The sequence below is a fragment of the Terribacillus halophilus genome (genome assembly GCF_900101385.1).
Classification (GTDB): Bacteria; Bacillota; Bacilli; order Bacillales; family Amphibacillaceae; genus Terribacillus; species Terribacillus halophilus.
In genome coordinates this window covers 57,733-78,492 of sequence record NZ_FMZB01000009.1, presented here as the reverse complement: position 1 = coordinate 78,492, position 20,760 = coordinate 57,733, and the positions used below count along the sequence as shown (strand labels likewise).

General features: G+C 44.7%; 25 protein-coding genes and 1 riboswitch. Of the genes, 19 read left to right on the top strand and 6 right to left on the bottom strand.

The annotated features are described in order from the left end of the window. Window positions 1–26 precede the first annotated feature (26 nt). Both BLQ53_RS14845 and BLQ53_RS14840 read left to right on the top strand, forming a co-directional pair. A complete protein-coding gene (locus tag BLQ53_RS14845) occupies window positions 27–563 on the top strand; it encodes a Rossmann-fold NAD(P)-binding domain-containing protein (protein WP_093728090.1) in 537 nt (178 codons plus the stop codon). 134 nt (window positions 564–697) lie between these two features. After that, on the top strand, window positions 698–1,009 hold the full coding sequence (locus tag BLQ53_RS14840; RefSeq protein ID WP_093728089.1) for a carboxymuconolactone decarboxylase family protein: 312 nt from the start codon (window positions 698–700) through the stop codon (window positions 1,007–1,009). Between the two features lie 31 nt (window positions 1,010–1,040). On the opposite strand, the gene corA is transcribed toward BLQ53_RS14840, so the two are convergent. After that, entirely contained in the window at window positions 1,041–1,997 is a 957-nt protein-coding gene (corA, locus tag BLQ53_RS14835) for a magnesium/cobalt transporter CorA (protein ID WP_093728088.1), read from the bottom strand. 280 nt (window positions 1,998–2,277) lie between these two features. Here corA and BLQ53_RS18995 point away from each other — a divergent pair, with 280 nt between their 5' ends. Then, window positions 2,278–2,628 (top strand): IDEAL domain-containing protein, encoded by a 351-nt coding sequence (locus tag BLQ53_RS18995; RefSeq protein WP_170829721.1) that lies wholly within the window; start codon window positions 2,278–2,280, stop codon window positions 2,626–2,628. Between the two features lie 404 nt (window positions 2,629–3,032). Next, window positions 3,033–3,761, top strand: a complete 729-nt coding sequence (gene chbG / locus BLQ53_RS14825; protein ID WP_093728086.1) for a chitin disaccharide deacetylase — start codon at window positions 3,033–3,035, stop codon at window positions 3,759–3,761. 11 nt (window positions 3,762–3,772) lie between these two features. Here the strand turns inward: chbG and BLQ53_RS14820 are convergent, their stop codons facing one another. After that, window positions 3,773–4,009: a DUF2164 family protein gene (locus BLQ53_RS14820; protein WP_093728085.1), complete on the bottom strand. Its 237-nt coding sequence runs from the start codon at window positions 4,007–4,009 to the stop codon at window positions 3,773–3,775. Window positions 4,010–4,095: 86 nt separating this feature from the next. On the opposite strand from BLQ53_RS14820, the gene BLQ53_RS14815 reads away from it, so the two are divergent. The 3 genes from BLQ53_RS14815 to BLQ53_RS14805 are packed head-to-tail and all read left to right on the top strand — an operon-like array spanning window position 4,096 to window position 5,337. Then, window positions 4,096–4,314, top strand: coding sequence for a YdbC family protein (locus BLQ53_RS14815; RefSeq protein ID WP_093728084.1), 219 nt, complete (start codon window positions 4,096–4,098; stop codon window positions 4,312–4,314). Between the two features lies 1 nt (window position 4,315). Continuing rightward, complete coding sequence (locus tag BLQ53_RS14810) at window positions 4,316–4,948, top strand: uracil-DNA glycosylase (protein ID WP_093728083.1); 633 nt, start codon at window positions 4,316–4,318, stop codon at window positions 4,946–4,948. A gap of 11 nt (window positions 4,949–4,959) precedes the next feature. After that, window positions 4,960–5,337 carry a VOC family protein gene (locus BLQ53_RS14805; protein ID WP_093728082.1) on the top strand — a complete coding sequence of 126 codons (378 nt, stop codon included), beginning with the start codon at window positions 4,960–4,962 and terminating at the stop codon, window positions 5,335–5,337. A 96-nt stretch (window positions 5,338–5,433) separates the two neighbouring features. On the opposite strand, the gene mreBH is transcribed toward BLQ53_RS14805, so the two are convergent. Beyond that, window positions 5,434–6,441 (bottom strand): rod-share determining protein MreBH, encoded by a 1,008-nt coding sequence (gene mreBH, locus BLQ53_RS14800; protein ID WP_093728081.1) that lies wholly within the window; start codon window positions 6,439–6,441, stop codon window positions 5,434–5,436. Between the two features lie 497 nt (window positions 6,442–6,938). Between mreBH and BLQ53_RS14795 the strand changes: the two genes are divergently transcribed. From BLQ53_RS14795 to BLQ53_RS14785, 3 genes are all read left to right on the top strand, one after another. Further along, window positions 6,939–7,760, top strand: coding sequence for a CAP domain-containing protein (locus BLQ53_RS14795; RefSeq protein ID WP_244499361.1), 822 nt, complete (start codon window positions 6,939–6,941; stop codon window positions 7,758–7,760). A 71-nt stretch (window positions 7,761–7,831) separates the two neighbouring features. Beyond that, window positions 7,832–8,203, top strand: a complete 372-nt coding sequence (locus BLQ53_RS14790) for a DnaJ family domain-containing protein (RefSeq protein WP_093728080.1) — start codon at window positions 7,832–7,834, stop codon at window positions 8,201–8,203. 12 nt (window positions 8,204–8,215) lie between these two features. Continuing rightward, window positions 8,216–8,318: riboswitch (SAM riboswitch) on the top strand. 77 nt (window positions 8,319–8,395) lie between these two features. Further along, window positions 8,396–9,757, top strand: a complete 1,362-nt coding sequence (locus tag BLQ53_RS14785; protein WP_093728079.1) for an LLM class flavin-dependent oxidoreductase — start codon at window positions 8,396–8,398, stop codon at window positions 9,755–9,757. Window positions 9,758–9,775: 18 nt separating this feature from the next. On the opposite strand, the gene BLQ53_RS14780 is transcribed toward BLQ53_RS14785, so the two are convergent. After that, entirely contained in the window at window positions 9,776–10,801 is a 1,026-nt protein-coding gene (locus tag BLQ53_RS14780; protein WP_170829720.1) for a S66 family peptidase, read from the bottom strand. A gap of 410 nt (window positions 10,802–11,211) precedes the next feature. Here BLQ53_RS14780 and BLQ53_RS14775 point away from each other — a divergent pair, with 410 nt between their 5' ends. Continuing rightward, window positions 11,212–11,598 (top strand): hypothetical protein, encoded by a 387-nt coding sequence (locus tag BLQ53_RS14775; protein ID WP_139180891.1) that lies wholly within the window; start codon window positions 11,212–11,214, stop codon window positions 11,596–11,598. Between the two features lie 37 nt (window positions 11,599–11,635). Next, window positions 11,636–12,457: a YihY/virulence factor BrkB family protein gene (locus BLQ53_RS14770; protein WP_093728076.1), complete on the top strand. Its 822-nt coding sequence runs from the start codon at window positions 11,636–11,638 to the stop codon at window positions 12,455–12,457. A 15-nt stretch (window positions 12,458–12,472) separates the two neighbouring features. Here BLQ53_RS14770 and BLQ53_RS14765 read toward each other — a convergent pair whose 3' ends face one another. Next, entirely contained in the window at window positions 12,473–14,332 is a 1,860-nt protein-coding gene (locus BLQ53_RS14765) for a heavy metal translocating P-type ATPase (protein WP_244499362.1), read from the bottom strand. 248 nt (window positions 14,333–14,580) lie between these two features. Between BLQ53_RS14765 and BLQ53_RS14760 the strand changes: the two genes are divergently transcribed. Genes BLQ53_RS14760 through BLQ53_RS14750 form a run of 3 tightly spaced genes read left to right on the top strand, consistent with a single transcriptional unit; the run spans window position 14,581 to window position 17,020 of the window. Next, window positions 14,581–15,426 carry a transporter substrate-binding domain-containing protein gene (locus BLQ53_RS14760; RefSeq protein ID WP_244499360.1) on the top strand — a complete coding sequence of 282 codons (846 nt, stop codon included), beginning with the start codon at window positions 14,581–14,583 and terminating at the stop codon, window positions 15,424–15,426. Window positions 15,427–15,449: 23 nt separating this feature from the next. Next, the gene (locus BLQ53_RS14755; RefSeq protein ID WP_093728073.1) at window positions 15,450–16,334 is read left to right on the top strand and encodes a transporter substrate-binding domain-containing protein; all 885 of its coding nucleotides are present in this window, start codon (window positions 15,450–15,452) and stop codon (window positions 16,332–16,334) included. Continuing rightward, window positions 16,331–17,020, top strand: a complete 690-nt coding sequence (locus BLQ53_RS14750) for an amino acid ABC transporter permease (RefSeq protein ID WP_093728072.1) — start codon at window positions 16,331–16,333, stop codon at window positions 17,018–17,020. Before BLQ53_RS14755 ends, BLQ53_RS14750 begins: the two co-directional genes overlap by 4 nt. Window positions 17,021–17,052: 32 nt before the next feature. Here BLQ53_RS14750 and BLQ53_RS14745 read toward each other — a convergent pair whose 3' ends face one another. Further along, window positions 17,053–18,231: an MFS transporter gene (locus tag BLQ53_RS14745; protein WP_093728071.1), complete on the bottom strand. Its 1,179-nt coding sequence runs from the start codon at window positions 18,229–18,231 to the stop codon at window positions 17,053–17,055. Window positions 18,232–18,364: 133 nt separating this feature from the next. Between BLQ53_RS14745 and BLQ53_RS14740 the strand changes: the two genes are divergently transcribed. From BLQ53_RS14740 to pdaA, 4 genes are all read left to right on the top strand, one after another. Next, window positions 18,365–18,778, top strand: coding sequence for an OsmC family protein (locus BLQ53_RS14740; protein WP_342005238.1), 414 nt, complete (start codon window positions 18,365–18,367; stop codon window positions 18,776–18,778). A 64-nt stretch (window positions 18,779–18,842) separates the two neighbouring features. Next, window positions 18,843–19,637, top strand: coding sequence for a YfkD famly protein (locus BLQ53_RS14735; RefSeq protein ID WP_093728069.1), 795 nt, complete (start codon window positions 18,843–18,845; stop codon window positions 19,635–19,637). 55 nt (window positions 19,638–19,692) lie between these two features. Further along, window positions 19,693–19,839: an SE1561 family protein gene (locus tag BLQ53_RS18990; protein ID WP_170829719.1), complete on the top strand. Its 147-nt coding sequence runs from the start codon at window positions 19,693–19,695 to the stop codon at window positions 19,837–19,839. A gap of 88 nt (window positions 19,840–19,927) precedes the next feature. Then, window positions 19,928–20,719: a delta-lactam-biosynthetic de-N-acetylase gene (gene pdaA, locus BLQ53_RS14730; protein ID WP_093728068.1), complete on the top strand. Its 792-nt coding sequence runs from the start codon at window positions 19,928–19,930 to the stop codon at window positions 20,717–20,719. The last annotated feature ends 41 nt before the right edge of the window (window positions 20,720–20,760 follow it).

The window sequence follows — 20,760 nt, the reverse complement described above, 5'->3', positions numbered from 1 at the left end:
GGCTCTTACCTTTTAAAGGAGAACGTATGACACATTATTTAGTTATCGGAGGAACGGGTATGCTGCAGGCAGCTGTTCTCAACTGGATCGAGGAAGGCCATGAAGTGACCGTGGTTGCTCGAACAAAAGAGAGCTTGCTGCGTTTATCCAAACGAGCAGAACAGCCAGATCGTCTGCATACGATACAAGCAGATTATCTTCAGCTGCCAAGTTTCCAAAACCAACTTAAACATCTTTCAGCTCCAGATATCATTATCAGCTGGATTCATAGCAGCGGTAACGATGCAGTACAGGCCATGTGTGACCTTTATGGTACATTACAAAAGCCGATATCATTTTTTCATATAAAAGGAAGTAGCGCCCAGGATCCTCGACACAACTATATTCCTAAATTTGCAGAAAATATTGATTATCATGAAGTCATTCTTGGTTTCCGGATCACGGAAGGGTTTTCGAGATGGCTGACGAATCAGGAAATTGCAGATGGAATAAGTCAAGCTGTCAAACATCCGCAACCTCGCTGCATTGTTGGGACAGTCTGGCCATGGAGCGCCAGACCATAAAATTCGATTTCTCTTTATACAAAATTGATTTTTTTCTTATAAAGAGTTCATAAGTGATGGATTCTACCGATAATAGAATTGTGCAACTAGGAAAATAGATCTAGATTTGCTCAAGTATAAGCGGAGGGTCCCCCATGAAGGAAGCGAAAAATCAAGGTTGGGCGTTGGTGGCCAAGCTGATGAAGGAAGAAGAGAACCTTGCTGCTGACAGTGGAGAGAAAGAGTATACCGGACTGAACGGTAGATTCCAGGCATTGCTCAATATCGCTGTTTTTGTAACGAACGGAGATGAGCGTGCCCTTCGGCAGCAATTCGAAGTGGCTCTCCTATCCGGCATCTCTGTCCAAGAGATAATGGAGACAATCCAACATTGTGCATTATTGAATGGGTTTCCGCCTTCGCTAAAAGCTATGTCGTTACTAAAAGAGGTAGTCGACGACCAATAAAAAATGCGTGCAGATAGTCTGCACGCATTTTTTATTTGAATATATTGAACCATCCCTTGCGTTTGAAGCGCCATAGCATCACCAATGCAATGATTGCCATCAATAGCATCACTGCAAGATAACCGTATTTCCAATGAAGCTCTGGCATATGAGCAAAATTCATTCCATATACACCGGCGATGAAAGTGAGCGGAATGAAAATAGTCGAAACAATCGTCAATGTCATCATGATGGCATTCATTCGATTCGAATTGATCGACTCGTAACTGTCCCGCATATCCGATGTAAGCTCCCGGTTGGAATCAACAAGTTCCGTAAGTTTCAGCAGATGGTCATAAATGTCATTGAAATAAGCCCTTTGTTCCTGGACGAAATCGAGTTTCTGTATACTGAGCAACCGGTAGATCAGATCCCGCATTGGTGCAATCGTTCGACGGGTCCTAAGCAGGTCACTTCGTATATCAAATACCTCATTTATCATTGTTTGCGGTGATTTGTGACTCTCCTCATCTTCAATTTCATTCAGTCGATCCTCCATCTTATATAGAGGGGGGAAGTAATCATCGACCAACTTATCAATTAAATGATAAACGATTTTCGAAGGCGTATTTTCTGCAGGTCCTTCGCATATCACTCGCTGCCATACATGGTCTGCTGCCATTGATTCCTCCAAGTGGAAGGTGATGACATAGCGATCGGAAAGGAAAATATCCAACTCATCCGAGACGAACGTCTCATGATTCAGTTCATGGAGGACGAGGAAATGATAGCCATCATATTCATCGAGTTTCGGTCGCTGAAGGAAGTGAAAGCAGTCTTCGATTGCCAATGGGTGAAAATGAAAAATCTCGCCGAGTTTATTCGATTCTGCATCTGTCGGTACGCTGAAATCAACCCAATACCATATTATATCGGGACTATTCAATTCCTGATACGGCAGATCTTTACGTATTTTTTTGTCACGTGTTACCGCTATGCTGCGTATCATGGTACAACCTCCTGCAATATATAGCCACATTATAACGTATTCGGAGGGTGAGAGAAAACGGCAAGCCGTTGGATTAAAGAAAAGGGCTACGGGGTATAAAATGAATAGACAGCCATTAGTTGTAACAGTTGTGAAAGTGCTGAAGGGACATTTGTCTGAATATTTTAAAACATTGTATGCAAAAGTATTGCGCTTTTGCGGCGAATCTTTTATAGTATTCAACAACCTACAACAATCACCATTGCTTAGCCGGCCGGTTAAGCTGAAGGAGGACAATGTTATGTCTGATAATCAAAGCTTTGTAACTGTTGGTGACTGGGTAACAGGACATTCGATAAACGATGAATTATTCACTGGCTTCGTCGAAGCGGTGAATGCGAAACTGAATACGGTGAAAGTATATGTTACAGAAAGTGATCATAAAAATACGGTCGGCAAAACGATCGAGACCTTCCAGAGCAAGATAAAATATTTTCCGCCAAGCGTAGAGCCGAGCAAGGCACATCTTTTGAACCTTATCGATTTATCCCTCATTTCGGGGGATAAGGACTGGTTCTTACAGCTGACAGAAGATTTAAAGGAACTGGACGAATTGGAATCGGAGTCCAGTACGGCATATATCCCACAATGACAAGAGGCTGGGACAAAAGTGTTTTAGCTAAATGAAAACCCGAACTATTGACGTGAATCTTGAAACAAAGATACGCGTAAGTTCGGGTTTTTTGACGTTAATCTATACCAGCGTAGGCAGAATACGGAGACTCCAACGGGAACAGCGCGAGCTGAAGACCCCGCAGTGGTGATCTTTCCACGAGGAGGCTGAGGCCGTGCCCGTGGAAAGCGGAGTATTCTGCCGAAGTGGTACTTATGAGCAATGTTCGCTTTTAAGCAATGGTATTTTAGTTATGTCCCAGCATCTTTTATTTATTTACTGGTTGAAGCGGTTATAGATGTGGATACATAGGAGGGAATTCTTTGTGTTTCAGAGAAGTAATACGTAACCTGCAACAGCTGACGTAAAGGAGAGAGGATTTAATGAAGAAGTTGATTATTAATGCGGATGATTTCGGTTATTCAAGAGCCGTGAACTATGGTATCTACGATTGCTATCAAAGGGGTGTATTGACATCTGCTACGATGATGGTAAATATGCCAGGTGCTGAACATGCGGCTGAACTAGCTCGTGAACAAAAAGGGCTTGGAGTCGGTATTCATTTAGTGCTGACATGCGGAGAGCCGCTATTATCAACGCATAAGACCATTGTCGATAGCGACGGTTTATTCCGGAACCTGGCATTTTATCAGGGATCCTATACAATTGATCCAGAGGAAGTAGAAGCAGAGTGGGAGGCGCAAATTAAGCGGTTCCTGTCATTCGGTTTAAAACCTACACATCTAGATAGTCATCACCATATCAATGCTTATAAAGATATTGCTCAAGTGTTCCTCCAGCTGGCACAAAAATACAACCTGCCTGTGCGACATAATATGGAACTGCCGATGGGACATATTTCAACGGAGAAGTTTGAACTTTCTCTGGAGAATGCTTTGGCGGACGAAGCCTCCCTGCTTTCTATCTTCGGTGATGCCAATTCGCTGGAAGTAATGAGTCATCCTGGATATTTGGATAAAGTTATCTACACAGGTTCTTCCTATAATTATCCGCGTCTTGATGAGGTGGAGCTGCTGACATCCAGAAGAACTGTTGATTGGATAAAGCAAAGTCAGCAAGTAGAACTGGCGACATTTTCGGATATCGGCTAAAAAAGGAAGCATCAACGCTCCCTCACCTGTATCCCGAATAGATCCTCAATCTTCTCATTCATAAACTGATAAGATGCTTCAATCCCAGCATTATAAAAGATGGGACCCAGTTCCTCGACGATGAAGTCAAGCAGCAGACCTGCGGCCAGGTCGCCTAGCTGCTCGTCTTTTTCTTGGTCGAAATAAGTTTGTAAGGAATCGATCATTTCACTGCGCTGTCTTTCATTCAATTTAATCGGCTGTTGCATAGGCTTATCCCTCCGTTGGAATATTTCGTTTCATTATAACAAATAATTCTGCTAGACTTTAGAAAAGGGAAAAGGTGGGAGCAATGATGGCTGAATTATCTTATGAGATTGTGAAGGAACTGGGAGTGATTTCTGTATCACCGAAGGGGTGGCAGAAGGAGCTGAATCTGATTAGCTGGAATGGACGCGAACCGAAGTATGATATCAGGGACTGGGCGCCGGATCATGAGAAGATGGGTAAAGGAATTACTTTATCAGCTGAGGAAGTCAGTACATTGCGCGGTCTGCTGCAGGGGCTTGATTGACATGCTGCCGGAGGAGTTGGTTCAGCTAGCCAAAGAAAGGATGGCTCCATATCCTTGTGAAGGATTCCTGCCTGGCAGAGGACCGAAGCATCCGGTTCTTTTCTTTGTTGGTGAAGCACCGGGAGAAACGGAAATACATAATCTAGTCCCATTCAGCGGACGAGCTGGCAAGGAGCTGGATTTGTTTTTGGAGCGAGCTGGAGTCGATCGATCAGAAGTATTCATCTCTAGCTCCGTGAGAAGCAGACCTTATCAATATAAGACAAAGCAGATCCGCGGTGAGACGGTTACAAAGAAATACAATCGGACGCCTACTAAGGCCGAGGTGCTTGCGCATGCGCCCGTACTCGATTATGAAATCTCGCATGCAAAGCCGGATATCCTTGTCACATTAGGCAGAATCGGCTGGGAAAGGGTGACTGGTTCGAAGGAGAAGATCACAGAAGTTGCAGGCAAACTGATAGAACAACCGATTCAGCAATTAAAAAGCTTAGAGGAGGATTCTTTCATTCTTTCCGAGAAAATATATCGTATTTTCCCGACATACCATCCTGCGTCTGTGTTTTACAATCCGGGATTGCGGCCGGTGATCGAGGAACATGCATATAAGATTCGCGAACTTTTGCGCAGATAAGGAGAGGAACCATGGAGAAAATCAAAGGCAAAGTGGTTGGATTTGAGCTGAACAGTCAAGACCCATCCAAGGCGGCCAGTTTCTACGCCAATGTTTTCGGCTGGAAGATAGGGGAGCCGAATTGGGGCTATCAAGAAGTGAAGACGGACGGAGGAATTGATGGCGGAATAAGTAAGGGACCGCATGATTTTCCGCATGGAGCCAGGATTCAGATTGAGGTGGAGGATTTGGATAAAGCGATCCAAGCTGCCAAAGAGGAAGGAGCAGTGGTCGTTCGCGAAAAAATGGACTTTGAATCATTCCATCTTGCTTATTTGGTTGACCCGGTCGGAGTTGGCATTGGATTGGTGCAGTATAGCAATGACCAGAAACTGCGGCCGAAGCGATAAAGCCTTGCGTGAGGAAAAGGCACCTCTTCTAAAGCGGTCTTCTCCGCTTTTCCATAAAAAAACAGGCGTATCAGCTGACTGATACGCCTTTCTTTATTATTTTGCTGCTTTTTGCAGTTTTGTGATCATTTGCAAGGCACGGCCTGTACCGATTGCAACAGATTCCAATGGGTTTGGAGCCAAGTGAACAGGAACGGAAATTTCAGAAGCAAGCCATTGCTGCATGCCTTTTAGCAAGGCGCCTCCGCCTGTCAAAATGACACCATGGTCAACGATATCCCCGCTTAGTTCCGGTGGGCAGTCTTCTAATGTCATGCGGATGGTTTCAAGGATTTGTTCCAATGATTCCTTAAGGGCAACCTGTACTTCTTTTGAGGAAATGCCGATCGTTTTAGGAAGTCCTGTTACCATATCGCGGCCACGGACATCCATCATCAGTTCATCGTGCTCGATCAAAGCATGACCGATTTCCATCTTGATTTGTTCTGCCGTTCTTTCCCCAATTAAAATGTTGTAGTGCTTGCGGATGTATTGAACAATTTCTTCATCCATGGAATCCCCGCCGATTCGCACGGATCGGCAGGAAACAACGCCGCCGAAGGAGATGATACCAACTTCGCTAGTGCCGCCGCCGATGTCGACGATCACATTTGCCACCGGCTCGTCTACTGGCAAGTCTGCTCCGATCGCTGCAGCAATCGGTTCTTCGATCAAATGAACATTTTTTGCACCATACGATTTGACGGCATTATGTATAGCGCGTCTTTCAACGGAAGTACTGCCAGAAGGCGTACATACAACAATAGTAGGTTTGCGAAGGGAAGCGCCCATCACTTTGCTTACTTTTTTCAATATTTCTTTCAATAGTTGAGCTGTTACATCATAATCTGCGATTACGCCATCTTTCAATGGACGGATCGGTACGATATTCTGGGGAGTCTTACCGACCATTTCTTTTGCTTCAGCTCCAACCGCCACAACATTTTTTGTTTCCAAATCGATCGCTACGACAGAAGGTTCATTCAATACGATTCCTTTTTGTTTTGTATACACAAGTATATTTGCAGTGCCAAGGTCTATTCCGATTTCAGGATTAGCAAACATTATATTTCCTCCAATGATGACATATTTCTACTATATTCATTCTCACCCGTTTATTTTTTTATGGGGGTAGATACGTCAAAGTGCCAAAAAACTTCTAAATTCGACATAGTTCATTTTATCACCTGGTATAGAGGTGTTAAAGAGATACCTTTATCCTAATTTGGCAGATTAAACTAATAAGTTTAGGGAGATGGAATTATATGAAGAGGGGAGTACTAAGACAATTTACAGATAGATTACAAATAATGAGGGATTGTTACAAAAACTAGGAAGGAAAAAAGGTGTCAATCCTAATTTATAACCAATAAATAGAAAGATGACTGTTTATTACTAGTTTCAGAGCAGGATAAGCGGATATGATTTCGCGTAATATCCGACTTTTTGCTGGATTGTCCAGTGATGAGCGCCAATTGGAAAATCCAGGCTGCAATATTACACAAAAACCCATGCTATGATGTTGCTGCAACAGAAAACACACATCTGAAAGGAGCAACATCATGTTCAAGAAAGTACTAGTAACAACACTATCTACAGCTATCCTAGCAGGTGGCGCTTTGGCAGGAACAGCTAATGCTGCACCAGCACAACCAACTAAAGAAGAAGCTCAAGTCCATGTAGCACAAGTAGTGAAAAGCGGATCTTTCTCTTCTATCGAAGATTTAAATAAATGGGTGAATGACTATCTATCAGCTTATAACATTAACATTAATGTTGATAGCTTGCTAGCGAAGTATAATAAGCAACAGCCTGAACAACAAGAGAAAGCACAAACTCAAGCACCTAAGCAAGAAGAAGCAAAAGCACCTGCTTCTAATAAAAAAGAGCAAAAAGAAGAAAAAGCTGATGAGCAAGCAACTGAACAAAAAGCACAAGCTCCAGCACAAAAACAAGAAACTGCTTCTGACAGCAAACAAACAGAAGACAAGCAAGCTACTGAAGGCCTAAGTGCATTCGAACAACAAGTAGTGGACTTGACTAACAAAGAGCGTGAAAAAGCTGGTCTCAAGCCGTTGAAAGCAGATGCTGAACTAAGCAAAGTAGCACGTGCAAAATCCCAGGATATGGCGGACAAAGGCTACTTCGATCATAATAGCCCGACTTACGGTTCTCCGTTCGACATGATGAAATCTTTCGGAATCTCTTATAAAACTGCAGGTGAAAACATCGCCCAAGGTCAAAAGACTCCAGAAGAAGTTGTGGAAGCTTGGATGAACAGCCAAGGTCACCGTGAAAACATCCTTAACCCGGATTACACTAACATCGGTGTAGGGTATGTGGAAAACGGTAACTATTGGACACAGCAATTCATTGGTAAATAATTCAGATTATTGTATAATGAAAAGCAACCGATTCTGAATCGGTTGCTTTTTTGCATTTTTGGAGGGATTGTATGGATCTGATTTCGCTGCTTGCGGAAGAACGGATAAAAAAGGCGGAAGAACGTGGAGAATTCCGCAACCTTCCTGGTACAGGAAAACCTTTGGAACTGGAGGATTTATCCGGTGTACCGGAGGATATGCGGATGAGCTATAAGGTTCTGAAGAATGCCGGCTATATCCCACCCGAAATGGAGCTGCAAAAAGAGATTGTAGCACTGCGGGATTTACTGCGTGCCTGTACGGATGATTCGGAGCGAGCGGATTATCGGAAACGGATCAGCGAAAAGGAGATTCAATACGAAGCATTGCTTCAGAAACTCAAGAGAAATTCGCCAAGTGCACTGAATCAATACCGGAAACGGATTGAAAACAAACTAAGATAATCAAATAGTATTTTCTTATCACGAGAGGTGGAGGGACTGGCCCTTGGAAGCCTCGGCAACAGGCAGTGATGCACTGTGCCAATTCCAGCAGACGATAAAGTCTGACAGATAAGAGGAGCTTTTACCTTGGATAAGGAGCCTCTTCTGTAAAACAGAAGAGGCTTTTTTACATATGCAGAGGAGTGGAGAATAATGACAAAACAAATTATCCTGCAAGCATTTGATATGACAGCAGCCAATCATAACGCCCATGGCTTATGGAAGCATCCGGAGAACAGACGACATCGGGAATATAAGTCGCTGGACTACTGGATCGAGCTTGCACGTCTTTTAGAAAAAGGAAAGTTCGATGCAGTGTTTTTTGCTGATGTGCTTGGTGTATATGATGTTTATGGAGGGGATGAAAAGGCGGCTTTGCGTGACGGGGTCCAAGTGCCGCTGAATGATCCAGCTTTTGCAATTCCTGCCATGGCAGCCGTTACGGAGAATCTTTCCTTCGCTGTCACAGTCAGCACATCGTATGAGCAGCCATTTCATAATGCACGAAAATTCTCGACGCTCGACCACTTGACCAAAGGGCGTGTCGCTTGGAATATTGTTACTTCCTATCTGCCGAATGCGGCACAGAATTTCGGATTGGAGAAAATGGTCAAGCATGATGAACGATACAGAATGGCCGAGGAATTCCTGGAGGTTTCTTATAAATTGCTTGAAGATAGCTGGGAAGAGGATGCGGTTGTGTCGGATCCGGCAAGAGGTGTGCTCGTGGACCCGGAAAAGGTGCATCGTATCAAGCACAAGGGCAAATACTTCTCAGTCGAAGGACCGCATGTCAGTGAACCGTCACCGCAGCGCACGCCAGTGCTTTACCAAGCCGGTACTTCTGAAAAAGGACGGGAATTCGCAGCCAGGCATGCTGAATGTGTATTCGTTGGCGGACCTACACCAGAAAAGATCAATTACTATATCGAGGATATCAAAGCGCGGGCAGAAGCGTATGATAGAAGCCGTGCTGAAATCAAAGCATTCACTTTCCTGAATGTAGTCGTTGCCGAAACGGAAGAGAAAGCGCAGGCGAAATATGAGGAAATCAAGAAATATTGGAGTGCAGATGGAGCCAAAGCCCAGTATGGCGGATCGACTGGTTATGACTTAGCTTCCTATGAAAATGAAGATGAATTGTTCACATACAAGCATACAGAACAAGGGCAATCGCGGGCTGCGTATTTGACAAAGGATGCTGCTAAGCCCTTTACTGTCAAAGAAATACAGGAGAAATTCAGCAAGCCAGCTGAAATGGATATCATCGTCGGCAGTCCTGAACAGGTAGCTGACAAGATAGAAGAATTCTTTGTGCGAAGCGGAGTAGATGGCTTTAATCTCACGCATTACATTACGCCGAAGGACTTGGAAGACTTTGTTGAATTAGTCGTGCCAATTCTGCAGGAGCGGGGATTATACAAAAAGGAGTATACAGAAGGAACATTCCGGGAGAAATTATATGGACATCCGCATCTTTCCGGGGCACACCCGGCGAAACAAAAGAAGGGCTGAAGCATCAGCTCTTCTTTTCTATTCCAGATAAGTCAAAGTGCCGCTGCCATCATGATAGGAAACAGCTGCCAAAGCACCATTTATCATTGTCAACTGCGGCGGCATATGGCCGATATCAGCATCGTAGACGATCGGCAATCCGATTTCATCGGCGAATTCATGGATCATTTGCTCCGCGGTGTAATCTTCTGAAGGTGTGCTCCGGGCGGGTCTGCCGAGTAAAACACCGCTTGCCTGATCGAACCAGCCGTGTTCCTTCAGATGCCAAAGGTTCCGGTAGGCTTCGGCAGTTTTCCAATCAGCCCATTCTAGATAGATGATCGTATCCTCTTCGAATGAGTCACGCCATTTCTTGATCGGTGCGTACTTTGTACCCGCGATAGTGGTCAGTGTATTCAGACACCCGCCAATCAATCGGCCGGTAAAAGACAGTGATTCGCCAGCTGTGGATTTCCATTGCGTTTTACTGTCCAGATCAAACCCTGCTGCATCTCCTTGTTTGAAAAGCTTATCCCAAGAGGACTGATACATAGGCGAGGAGTTCTGAACAAAGTTTTTACGAGACGGTGCTGATAAAACCTTATGCCACTCCTTTGTCGTTTCATCGAGTGCTTCCATATGCAAATCGAAGAAATTGGTCGCATGGGCAGTGGCGATATTTGTTTGCAAAGTATAACTGCAGAGAAGTGTACTTGTATCGGAATAACCGATCAGCCATTTTGGTTTACTTGAAGCTAGTTTGTCCCAGTCGAGTTTCGCCAATACTTGAACGAGCAGTTCTCCGCCCCATGGCGGCATGATGGCATCGATTTCGGGAGCGGTAAGGTAGCTCATCAGTTCGGCTGCCCGGCTTTCGGCAGAGCTGCTCCTGGCGGCTTTCTGAGTCCAGACGGTATCCCCTATGATCACATGTTTTCCCAGCTTCTCCAGCTGATTTTTAGCTTTATGTATTCGGGAATGAAGGGAAGTAGGGACTCCACTGGATGGTGCTGTGATGGCAAAGGTGGAGTTGGGTGTGAGAGCAGTTGGAAAGATGGTCGACATCCGTATCATCCTTTCTTTTCCATATTATAGCATGGGTGTTCTGCTGTTTGAATAGATGTTACGCGGGGAATGGAATAGCAGACATCCGCACATATTCGCATTTATAAAACAAGGGAGTTGAGTGAATGATAAACGTGTTGTTTATTTGTTTAGGCAACGCATGCTGCGCCGATGGCAAAGGAGATTTTACGCAAACGGATAGAGAAAGCGGGTTTATCCGGGCTTGTTATCATCGACTCTGCCTGAATCGGTCACTGGCACGTGGGAAAAGTTACATCCTTCTGCCCTTTCGTTCCGTTATCAGCTTTTGTCCGAATTCATGAAAGACAGCACAGGTGACGATCCGTTCTTCACCGGTGGTTTGAAGCTGTGTATGAATTGCTGATGCCGGATGCGGGGTGTGCGGAATTGTGCGAGACAATAAAACAACAGATAAGATGGAAGGAGCCGGTTTGATGAAGAGTAAGTTCACGTTAGGTTTAACGATTGGTGCTACTGTCGGCGGCTTGATTTCGTTATGTGATGCACAGACAAGGGACCATGTCCGCGGCAACTTAATGCGTGCTGGTTCTGAGGCAGTTTTTTACCTCCGTAATCCTGGTGTTTTCGTGGATGATGTAAAAACGTCTTATGCACGAGTGGCGACCAGTTTATCCACTTCGGCCGATAAGGGCCTGAGAGGGTTGGAGGAAGTCCAGCATGCATTACAAAAAGTAAGCAAGCTGGATGATCAGATTGAATTGCCTGCTGCAGAACGTCCGAAACAATTGGCAGGCACAACGACAGCAGCTAGATAAAGATTAGAGCTGTTTAGAGAGAGAAGGAGGAGAAGCCATGGGGAGCTTTTTGAAACAGCTTGGGCAGCGGATCGGCAATGATGAAGTGACTGGTCTGTCTGCCCAGCTGGCTTATTTTTTATTGCTATCACTATTTCCATTTATCATCTTTCTGGTATCCTTGATCGCATTTTTGCCAGTCAGTCAACAAGATATCATGAATACATTATCGACATTTGCTCCTGAATCGACCATGGAACTTTTGGAAGAAAATATAACGGGGCTGGTCAATGACCGCAACGGCGGGCTTTTATCGATCGGTATTTTGGCAACGCTTTGGTCTGCATCAAATGGTGTCAACGCCATCATTCGTGCTTTGAATAGGGCATACGATGTCAATGAAGATCGATCTTTCATCGTAGCCAGAGGCGTAGCTGTCGTACTGACAATCGCAATGGTACTCGTTATCTCGGTTGCTTTCCTGCTGCCGATCTTTGGTAAATCGATTGGACTTTATATCTTTTCCATTTTCGGGTTGGACGAAGGTTTCCTGACTGTATGGGGTGCATTACGTTGGGTGATCTCCTTTGTTATATTCTTCATTGTATTGCTTGCATTGTATGTGCTGGCGCCAAGTAAGAAAATCTCGATCAAGGAATCAATGATCGGTGCAGCCTTTGCGGCGATCGGCTGGATGATTGCATCTCTGTTATTCTCCTTTTACGTAGATAACTTCGGCAATTATTCCGCGACTTATGGATCTCTTGGAGCGGTCATCGTCCTGATGATCTGGTTTTATCTTTCCGGCATCATCATCATTACCGGTGGGGAAATCAATGCGATGCTGGATGAGCGAAAGAAAGCGAAAAAGGCTTCCTGATGAAGGAAGCCTTTTTTATTTCAATAGCCGCAGACCATTCAAAATCACAAGAATCGTACTGCCTTCGTGTCCGACCACACCGAGAGGTAAACCTAGGTATTGAGTCACATTTGCCAAAATCAGCAGCAGAATGACGCTGACGGAGAAGATGACGTTTTGCTTGATGATCCGGCGCATCCGCTTTGAGAGCCTGATGGCATCAGCCAGCTTTCCTAAGTCATTCTTGATCAGGACCATATCAGCGGTTTCCAGTGCTGCATCGGTCCCATTCCCCATAGCGATCCCAACCTGTGCAGTAGCGATAGCAGGAGCATCATTGATCCCATCTCCTACCATGGCAATCATTCCGTGATTTCTTTCCAGCTTTTTGATTTCCGTGACTTTCTCCTCTGGCAAGCAATTGGCGCGATAAGTTGTGATGCCTGCTTGAGCGGCTATTGCCTTTGCAGTCTGCTCGTTATCTCCTGTCAGCATGATGGTTGCTATCCCGAGCTTCGTTAAGGAACGGATGGCTGCTTTGGCTTCGGGTCTCAATGTATCCTGAAGAGCAAATACCCCGGCAATCCCATCTTCGTTTTCTATAAAAACAAGCGATTTTCCGGCAGTAGCCAGCGCATTCGCTTGCTCTGCGAATAGTTGGTCAACTGTACTGTTCATATAAGATGCTTTTCCGATCCGCCACTTCTGTCCCTGCCATACTCCTTCCATGCCTTGACCGGTAGCATCTGTTACGTGTTCGGCAGGCTCGATGGAGTCAGTGTTTGTGTATGCTGCCACTGCTTTTGCGAGCGGGTGGGAGGATTGGGATTGAATGGCATGAGCAGCAGACAGCACTTGGGAAGATTCAGCTGTTTTACCGACAAGAAAATCTGTCACGGCCGGTTTACCAACTGTCAAACTGCCGGTTTTATCGAAGGCGACTGCTTTTACTTGACCAAGTGATTCCAGATGTACCCCGCCTTTGACCAGAATCCCATTTCGCGCGCCTTTGGAAATTGCCGATAAGGTCGCCGGCATGACTGATGCCACAAGAGCGCATGGGGAGGCGACAACCAGCAGAATCATTGCTCGATAAAATGATTCGGTGAAAGACCAGGCCGTAAAGATAGGAGGAACTAGGAATAATAGCAATACTAGTAACAGGACGATTTTGACATAAGGTCCTTCAAATCGCTCGATGAATTGCTGAGCGGGTGATTTTTGTGCCTGGGCAGTTTGCACCATTGTGATGATCCGCTGGAACAATGTATCTTCTGAAGGCTTCATGACACGGATTTCCAAGACAGCGCTGCTGTTGACGGTGCCGGCGAATACTTCGTGACCTTCTGATTTTGTTACAGGTATACCTTCTCCGGTGATGGCACTTTCATCGATGCTTGTTGTACCTTTCGTGATGACGCCATCGGCTGGTATGCGATCTCCAGGCAGTACCAGTACCTGATCATTCACTTTTAGTTGATCGACAGGGACAATTTCTTTGCTGGTCCCAGTCAATCTGGTTGCTTCATCAGGTTGAAGTGAAAGCAATGCACGCAATTCCTGACTGCTTCTATTTTCCGTGTAAGTTTCCAATGCACCGGAAAGGGCAAAGATGAAAATGAGCAAAGCGCCTTCCAGCCAATGACCGATGATGGCAGCTCCAATTGCAGCGAAAATCATCAGCATCTCCACATTCAGCTTCCGTTCCAAAATTGTTTCGGTAATTCCTTCCTTTGCTTTGTAATAACCACCGATTAGATATGCGGCTATATAAAGGAAAGGGGCTGCTTCTGTGTCATGAAATAATAAATATGTGATGATGATGATTGCACCGCTTAATAATGCGGCAAGCAGTTCGAAATGTCTCTTCATTCGGTTAAAACCTCCAATTGATATGCAGCTTGTTTATAATTATTATAATGTAATAGTGATTATACTATATTACATAGCTAGTTTAAAATCAATATAAAAAAGAAATAATTTTTATTTATTTGTATAACAGTTAAAGGGAAAAAATGAAACAGTTCAGAAAAATGTTGAAATAGAAGTGATTACCTGTTATCTTTTAGGATATATGAAAATATAACAAGGGGAGAGTGTGTAGGTTCATGGGGAAGAGATTAGGTATTATATGTAGTTTATTTATGATTGTGCTACTTCTAGGAGCTTGTGGGACCAGTGGAGAGGAAGATTCTGAAAGCGCTGGCAATGATAAGACATGGGAGAAGATTCAAGACTCCGGCAAGCTGGTAGTCGGTACTTCTGGTACGCTTTTTGCGGCGTCTTACTATCCAGATGGATCTGATGAACTTACAGGTTATGATGTGGAAGTAATCAAGGAGATTGCGAAGCGATTGAATCTGGAAGTGGAATTCAAGACATCTGATTTTAACAATATGCTTGCTTCTATTCAAAACGGCAGAATTGACGTGGCGGCAAATGATATCGAAATAACTGATGAAAGAAAGGAGCAATTCGCTTTTGCGGAGCCATATAAATATTCCTATACATCCATGATCGTCCGGAAAGATGATTTGTCTGGTATTCACAGCCTGGCCGATCTAAAAGGAAAACGTGCCGGCGGAGAAGCTTCGACAAACCACAGCAAGGTTGCCGAGCAGCTTGGAGCTGAGGTTGTCACATACAGCAATGCAACTAATGATGTGTACTTGCGCGACGTCGATAATGGCCGGACGGACCTAATCATCAATGACTATTATTTGCAGTCATTAGCGTTGCAGGCTTTTCCTGATTTCAATATCATGATCCATCCTGACTTTAAATTTGACCAAATAGAACAAGGCGCCATCCTTTCAAAGGATGCACCCGAGCTTAAGAAACAAATGGACAAGGCTCTTAACGAAATGCGGGAAGATGGTACATTGTCCAAACTGTCAGAGGAGTTCTATGGCGGAGCGGATGTTTCCCAAAAGCCAGATGAAAAATTGCCGACAGTGGATGAATTATTGGAACAAGAAGGTAATAAGTGAATCGATAAAGGAGAAACATCATCATGAAGAAACGATTACTGTTATTAAGTGGTTTACTGGCCGTCCTTATTTTAAGTGCTTGCGGTTCTTCTGATAATGACAGTGCCGAGCAAGTGTCAGAGGATAAAGTATGGGAAGCAATTCAGGATTCCGGGAAGATCACTATCGGAACTTCCGGCACATTGTATCCGGCAAGTTACTATCCAGAAGGATCGGATGAAATTACTGGATATGATGTAGAAGTAGTAAAAGAAATCGCCAAACGACTCGATTTGGAAGTAGAGTTTAAAACTTCTGATTTTAATAATATGCTTGCGTCTGTTCAAAATGGGCGTGTCGATATGGCTGCCAATGATATTGGTGTGACAGATGAGCGTAAGGATAAGTTTGCTTATACCAATCCTTATAAATATTCGTATACAACGATGATCGTGCGTAAAGATGACCTTTCTGGCATTCATTCTTTAAAAGATTTTAAAGGGAAAAAGGCAGGCGGTGAGGCAACGACCGGCTACAGCAAGATTGCAGAACAGCTAGGTGCTGAGGTAGTGGCATATGGCAATACAACCAATGATGTTTATTTGCGTGATGTGGACAATGGCCGTACCGATCTGATCATCAATGATTATTACCTGCAGTCGCTGGCACTGCAAGCTTTTCCGGATTTTAATATCACAATCCACCCAGATTTCAAATTCGATGCAACAGCCAATGCTGCCATCATGCCGAAAGATGCAACGGAATTGAAGAAACAAGTCGACAAGGTTCTCGGAGAGATGCAGGAAGATGGTACACTGACGAAACTTTCCGAGGAGTTCTTCGGTGGTGCGGACGTTTCCCAGCAGCCGGATGAGGATATCCCGACAATCGATGAAGTATTGAAACAGCAGCAGGAAGAAGAAAAATGATTCCATTCGAGATGGCGAATATCGGTAAATTCTTTGATGCAGAATTGGCATGGGAGAACTTGCCGTTCATATTGGAAGGATTGCCAATGACGATAGCAGTTGCTTTTGCCGGTATGGGGATGGGGCTGCTCTTAGGTTTTTTTCTGGCCATCGGCCGCAGTTCCCGATTCTTTTTCCTTCGGTGGCCGTCGCGCTTTTATATCTCTTTTATGCGCGGGACACCGATACTCGTGTTTTTGTTCATCCTTTATCAAGGGTTGCCGGTTGTTCAAATCAGGCTGGATGCATTTACATGCGCTGTCCTCGCTTTCGGATTGAATAGTGCAGCTTATATCTCCGAAGTAAATAGAGGGGCGCTGAACAGTATTTCATATGGTCAATGGGAATCCGCCTATGCGCTTGGTCTCAATTATTGGCAAACACTGACTAGAGTAATCGTCCCGCAAGCAGCACGGGTAGCGATGCCGCCACTGACAAATGTGTTCCTTGATTTGGTGAAGGCGACTAGTCTGGCGGCGGTTATCACTGTTCCGGAAATGTTCCAAAAGGCACAGATTGTGGCTGGCCGGACTTTTGATTCGATGACGATGTATATTACAGTGGCGCTAGTATATTGGCCGTTATGTATCATCATTTCTTATTTCCAGGAGCGTCTGGAGAAGCGATTCTCCCGTTATATCAATTAAAAGAAGGGATGTGCCCGCTTGGGCGCATCCCTTTAATGCTGTCCTGCAACTACTGTACGCTTAGTGAAAACTGCATGGACGAGCAAGGTTATGAAAATACCAGCGAAGATGACTGTCATGATGAGAAAGAAACTGACATCCGGCATCTTTTCGATAAACACACCGCTAAGATAAGGGCCGCCAAGACTGCCGATGCTGAAGGTGATACTGCAAAGCAGATTTCCTGTCGGCAGTAAATGCCGCGGTGTCAAATCAGTCATATAACTTATGCCGAGCGAGAAGGTTGAACCAAGCAGCATCCCGGCGGCGAATAAACTAACGAATAAGGTGATATAATGCTGCTCTGTCAATACGGCAGCCCCAAAACACATCGTACCGAGAAGCGTTACGGTCAGGAGCGTATATTTACGGCCGAATTTGTCGCTGAGCATACCTAGTGGAATTTGGAACACAATACCTCCGATGGCGAAGCCAGTCAGCAATATGGACACTTCTGATACACCAATATCCTGACGCAATCCATATATAGGAAAACTTCCATTCAAGGAGGATTCCAAAAAGCCGTATCCAAGTGGCGGCAAAAAGGCAACCCAAGCATATTTCAGTGTCGAGCCGAAACGCTGCAGCAACCCTTGCTGCTGTACAGCTTGGTTATTCTCTTCTGCTGGGAATTCATTGCGCAGCTGAAAAAGAGTGAACCAAGCGATCAAGCAAAGTCCGCCTGATAAGATGAATGGCAGAGATTCTGAAACCTTGACAAGCGATGTCATGAGCGGACCGACAGCAAACCCAATTCCGAAGAAAAGCCCATAAATGGAAATGTTCCGTCCGCGCACTGCTTCAGGAGAAGAGGATGTAATCCAAGTCTGCGTACCGAAATGAAGCGCATTATCTCCAATTCCGATCAATAACCGCAGGATAAACCAGAACCAAAAGGACTTCCATAGCGGGAAGGCTAGCAACGCCACAACAACGAGCAGTCCGCCGGCCATGATGACTGGACGGTATCCGAATTTACGCAAAGGGGCTTCCATGAATGGAGATACAAGCAAAATGCCGATATAAATGGCAACGGCATTCAATCCATTCATCGATGAAGAAAGACCGTCCTGCTCAAATATAATGGCGATGAGCGGAAGCAGCAGCCCCTGGCTGAAACCGGAAACTGCCACAATACTGACAAGAATCCAAAAACTGTATGCATTTCTCATATGTCATTACCCCTGTATGTAAGATGATTTCCCCATCCTACTGTATAGTTTTTCCTGGAATTGGTCAATCAAGGTCGAGGGTTAAAAGCTGATCTCCTTGGGAATATAAGCTATAAAGATATAGCAAGGAGAGGTGAAGGAATTGAGGCTGACAATGAAACAGCATGGATTCCGTATCGAACTGCCCCATCAAACATTGGATATCGACGGAAATGAGCTCTTTGGTATCCGGCCTTATGAGCTGATGGTTTCTTCGATAGCAGGATGCAGTGCCGCTGTCTTCCGAAAAATCATCGAAAAGCAGCGGCTTGAGATAGATGATTTGGAAGTGGCGGCAGAAGTGGAACGGGATGAATTGGCTGCTAATCGCATTTCCAAAATCACATTGACATTCATTGTACGTGGCTATCATTTGGATAGAGGGCAGCTGGAGAAGGACCTGGAGCTTGCACAAAAAAACTGTTCCATGGTGCAAACGGTGAAGGATTGCATGGAAATCGAAGAGCGATTGGACCTTGTCCATCTGAATCATTTGAATCATTATTGAGATGTATAGGATGGCTCCTGACTTCAGATACTAGAAAAAAATCTGAAAGGCAGGGGCTTTTCTTATGAAATTCGCTAGAATCCTCATAACAATCATGGCACTGGCTTTGCTGACTCTTCCTTTCTCCCTGGCAGGGAAAGCAGAGAAAGTACAGAAGAAGGATACCGAAATCCCGAATCATGTCTTGAATATATCCAAAGAAAATACTTACCCGAACTCAAATAAGGATCAGATAGTTCTGGAACCAAGTGAACTTGTCAGGGAACTGACGGAAGATAGTGACATTGTCATCCAAAACCCAGAGCTGATCCGCATTCTCAATGAATCTACACTGAAACCATCACCGCTTGCAATTGGATACCGCGGAATGATTTACATGGGGCATTGGCCGCTGGAGTACCAGTCTGCCGAAACGAATATCAATTGGCAATATCAAAAAGTGAATACGAACCAGCTGAGCAATGCAGGAGGCGAATCAGCAACGCAAATGAATTACGAACAGCAGGAAGAACGCTATGTAAAAGGCGGATTGACAGCTGAAATCGAAAATCCGAAAGACATCAAGCTGATGATGCTACAGCAGGCACAGAAGAATACGAAGCTTCCGCTTTCCTTCCAGACTGTCATCGGTAAAGGGACGAATAAGGAAAATGCTTATGGAGTTCCGTTGAATAAGTCCGGGATATTGACGGCTTATGCGCCAGCAGTCAATGAAAAGGGTACGATCACTTTCGGGGAAGTCTATTTGGAATTGAAGGGATCTAAAAAACAGATTGTAGTCAAGAATGTGACCAAGCAAGGCATAGGTGCATGGATTCCGATTCAAGACCACTTGTCCTTCACTTTCAACGTTCAATAACGAATGCCGCTGTGATATACTAAGAGCCAGATGAAGCGGTAAAGGGGTTTTATATTTGGCAGCAAGTAAAGTGGATGATTTGAAGCAGCGTCTGGCTGCATTCATGGATTATTTGGATAATATCGAACCGGAAGAGGCTTCCTTGGATGAAATCGATGAAATGCTCCGGATGCTTGATGAAATGGAAAATAAACTGAAGTGAGATCGTGCCTGGGCACGGTCTTTTCTGTTTTTTCGTCGCATAGAGGGTGGGGATTTGGCACAATCTATCGGTAAGGAGAGTGTGTCATATGCGATGGAAATCAATGTTAGCCCTGCTTGTTTTGCTGTTTGTCATGCCATCATTCGTAGCTGCTGAAAGTTCTGTGAGCTATGGATGGGGCTTTGTAAAGAGCAAGGATGGCAGCATACCGGAAACTGGCAAATACCAGCAGCTATTGGATAAATACCACAGCTATTATCTGGATGATTCCGGGGAAAAAACAGTCTATATCACTTTCGATAACGGATATGAACAAGGATATACAGGAGACATCCTGGATGTATTGAAGAAGCACGACGTTCCAGCTGCATTCTTTATCACAGGTCATTATGTATCATCAGCGCCTGATTTGGTGAAAAGGATGGTGGAAGAAGGACATATCGTGGGCAATCATTCATATCATCACCCTGACCTGACGAAAGTCTCCAAAGAAAAGATGCAGCGGGAACTGGAGATGCTGGAAGATGCGGTGGCAGATCTGACGGATCAGGATGAGATGCATTATTTGCGAGCCCCGCGTGGCACCTTTAGTGCCCGTTCACTGAAATGGTCCGAAGATCTTGGTTATACGAACGTATTCTGGTCTCTCGCCTATGCTGATTGGAGAACGGGCGAACAAAAAGGGTGGCAGTATGCGTATGATCAAGTGATGGCTCAGATGCATCCAGGAGCAGTGGTGCTTTTGCATTCCGTATCTGAAGATAATGCCGTGGCACTGGAGAAACTGATCATAGAATTGAAGAAACAAGGATATTCTTTCCGTACACTGGATGACTTGGTCAAACAGGATATCCTACCGAAGGCGATTACGCAGTTTTAAGCTGATCCGAACGAGGATCAGCTTTTTCATTTGGTTTGGAT

Bases quoted from the DNA above. Each gene is read 5' to 3' on its own strand.
- BLQ53_RS14845 (WP_093728090.1), top strand. From the start codon at position 27: ATGACACATTATTTAGTTATCGGAGGAACGGGTATGCTGCAGGCAGCT.
- BLQ53_RS14840 (WP_093728089.1), top strand. From the start codon at position 698: ATGAAGGAAGCGAAAAATCAAGGTTGGGCGTTGGTGGCCAAGCTGATG.
- corA (WP_093728088.1), bottom strand. From the start codon at position 1,997: ATGATACGCAGCATAGCGGTAACACGTGACAAAAAAATACGTAAAGAT.
- BLQ53_RS18995 (WP_170829721.1), top strand. From the start codon at position 2,278: ATGTCTGATAATCAAAGCTTTGTAACTGTTGGTGACTGGGTAACAGGA.
- chbG (WP_093728086.1), top strand. From the start codon at position 3,033: ATGAAGAAGTTGATTATTAATGCGGATGATTTCGGTTATTCAAGAGCC.
- BLQ53_RS14820 (WP_093728085.1), bottom strand. From the start codon at position 4,009: ATGCAACAGCCGATTAAATTGAATGAAAGACAGCGCAGTGAAATGATC.
- BLQ53_RS14815 (WP_093728084.1), top strand. From the start codon at position 4,096: ATGGCTGAATTATCTTATGAGATTGTGAAGGAACTGGGAGTGATTTCT.
- BLQ53_RS14810 (WP_093728083.1), top strand. From the start codon at position 4,316: ATGCTGCCGGAGGAGTTGGTTCAGCTAGCCAAAGAAAGGATGGCTCCA.
- BLQ53_RS14805 (WP_093728082.1), top strand. From the start codon at position 4,960: ATGGAGAAAATCAAAGGCAAAGTGGTTGGATTTGAGCTGAACAGTCAA.
- mreBH (WP_093728081.1), bottom strand. From the start codon at position 6,441: ATGTTTGCTAATCCTGAAATCGGAATAGACCTTGGCACTGCAAATATA.
- BLQ53_RS14795 (WP_244499361.1), top strand. From the start codon at position 6,939: ATGTTCAAGAAAGTACTAGTAACAACACTATCTACAGCTATCCTAGCA.
- BLQ53_RS14790 (WP_093728080.1), top strand. From the start codon at position 7,832: ATGGATCTGATTTCGCTGCTTGCGGAAGAACGGATAAAAAAGGCGGAA.
- BLQ53_RS14785 (WP_093728079.1), top strand. From the start codon at position 8,396: ATGACAAAACAAATTATCCTGCAAGCATTTGATATGACAGCAGCCAAT.
- BLQ53_RS14780 (WP_170829720.1), bottom strand. From the start codon at position 10,801: ATGTCGACCATCTTTCCAACTGCTCTCACACCCAACTCCACCTTTGCC.
- BLQ53_RS14770 (WP_093728076.1), top strand. From the start codon at position 11,636: ATGGGGAGCTTTTTGAAACAGCTTGGGCAGCGGATCGGCAATGATGAA.
- BLQ53_RS14760 (WP_244499360.1), top strand. From the start codon at position 14,581: ATGATTGTGCTACTTCTAGGAGCTTGTGGGACCAGTGGAGAGGAAGAT.
- BLQ53_RS14755 (WP_093728073.1), top strand. From the start codon at position 15,450: ATGAAGAAACGATTACTGTTATTAAGTGGTTTACTGGCCGTCCTTATT.
- BLQ53_RS14750 (WP_093728072.1), top strand. From the start codon at position 16,331: ATGATTCCATTCGAGATGGCGAATATCGGTAAATTCTTTGATGCAGAA.
- BLQ53_RS14745 (WP_093728071.1), bottom strand. From the start codon at position 18,231: ATGAGAAATGCATACAGTTTTTGGATTCTTGTCAGTATTGTGGCAGTT.
- BLQ53_RS14735 (WP_093728069.1), top strand. From the start codon at position 18,843: ATGAAATTCGCTAGAATCCTCATAACAATCATGGCACTGGCTTTGCTG.
- pdaA (WP_093728068.1), top strand. From the start codon at position 19,928: ATGCGATGGAAATCAATGTTAGCCCTGCTTGTTTTGCTGTTTGTCATG.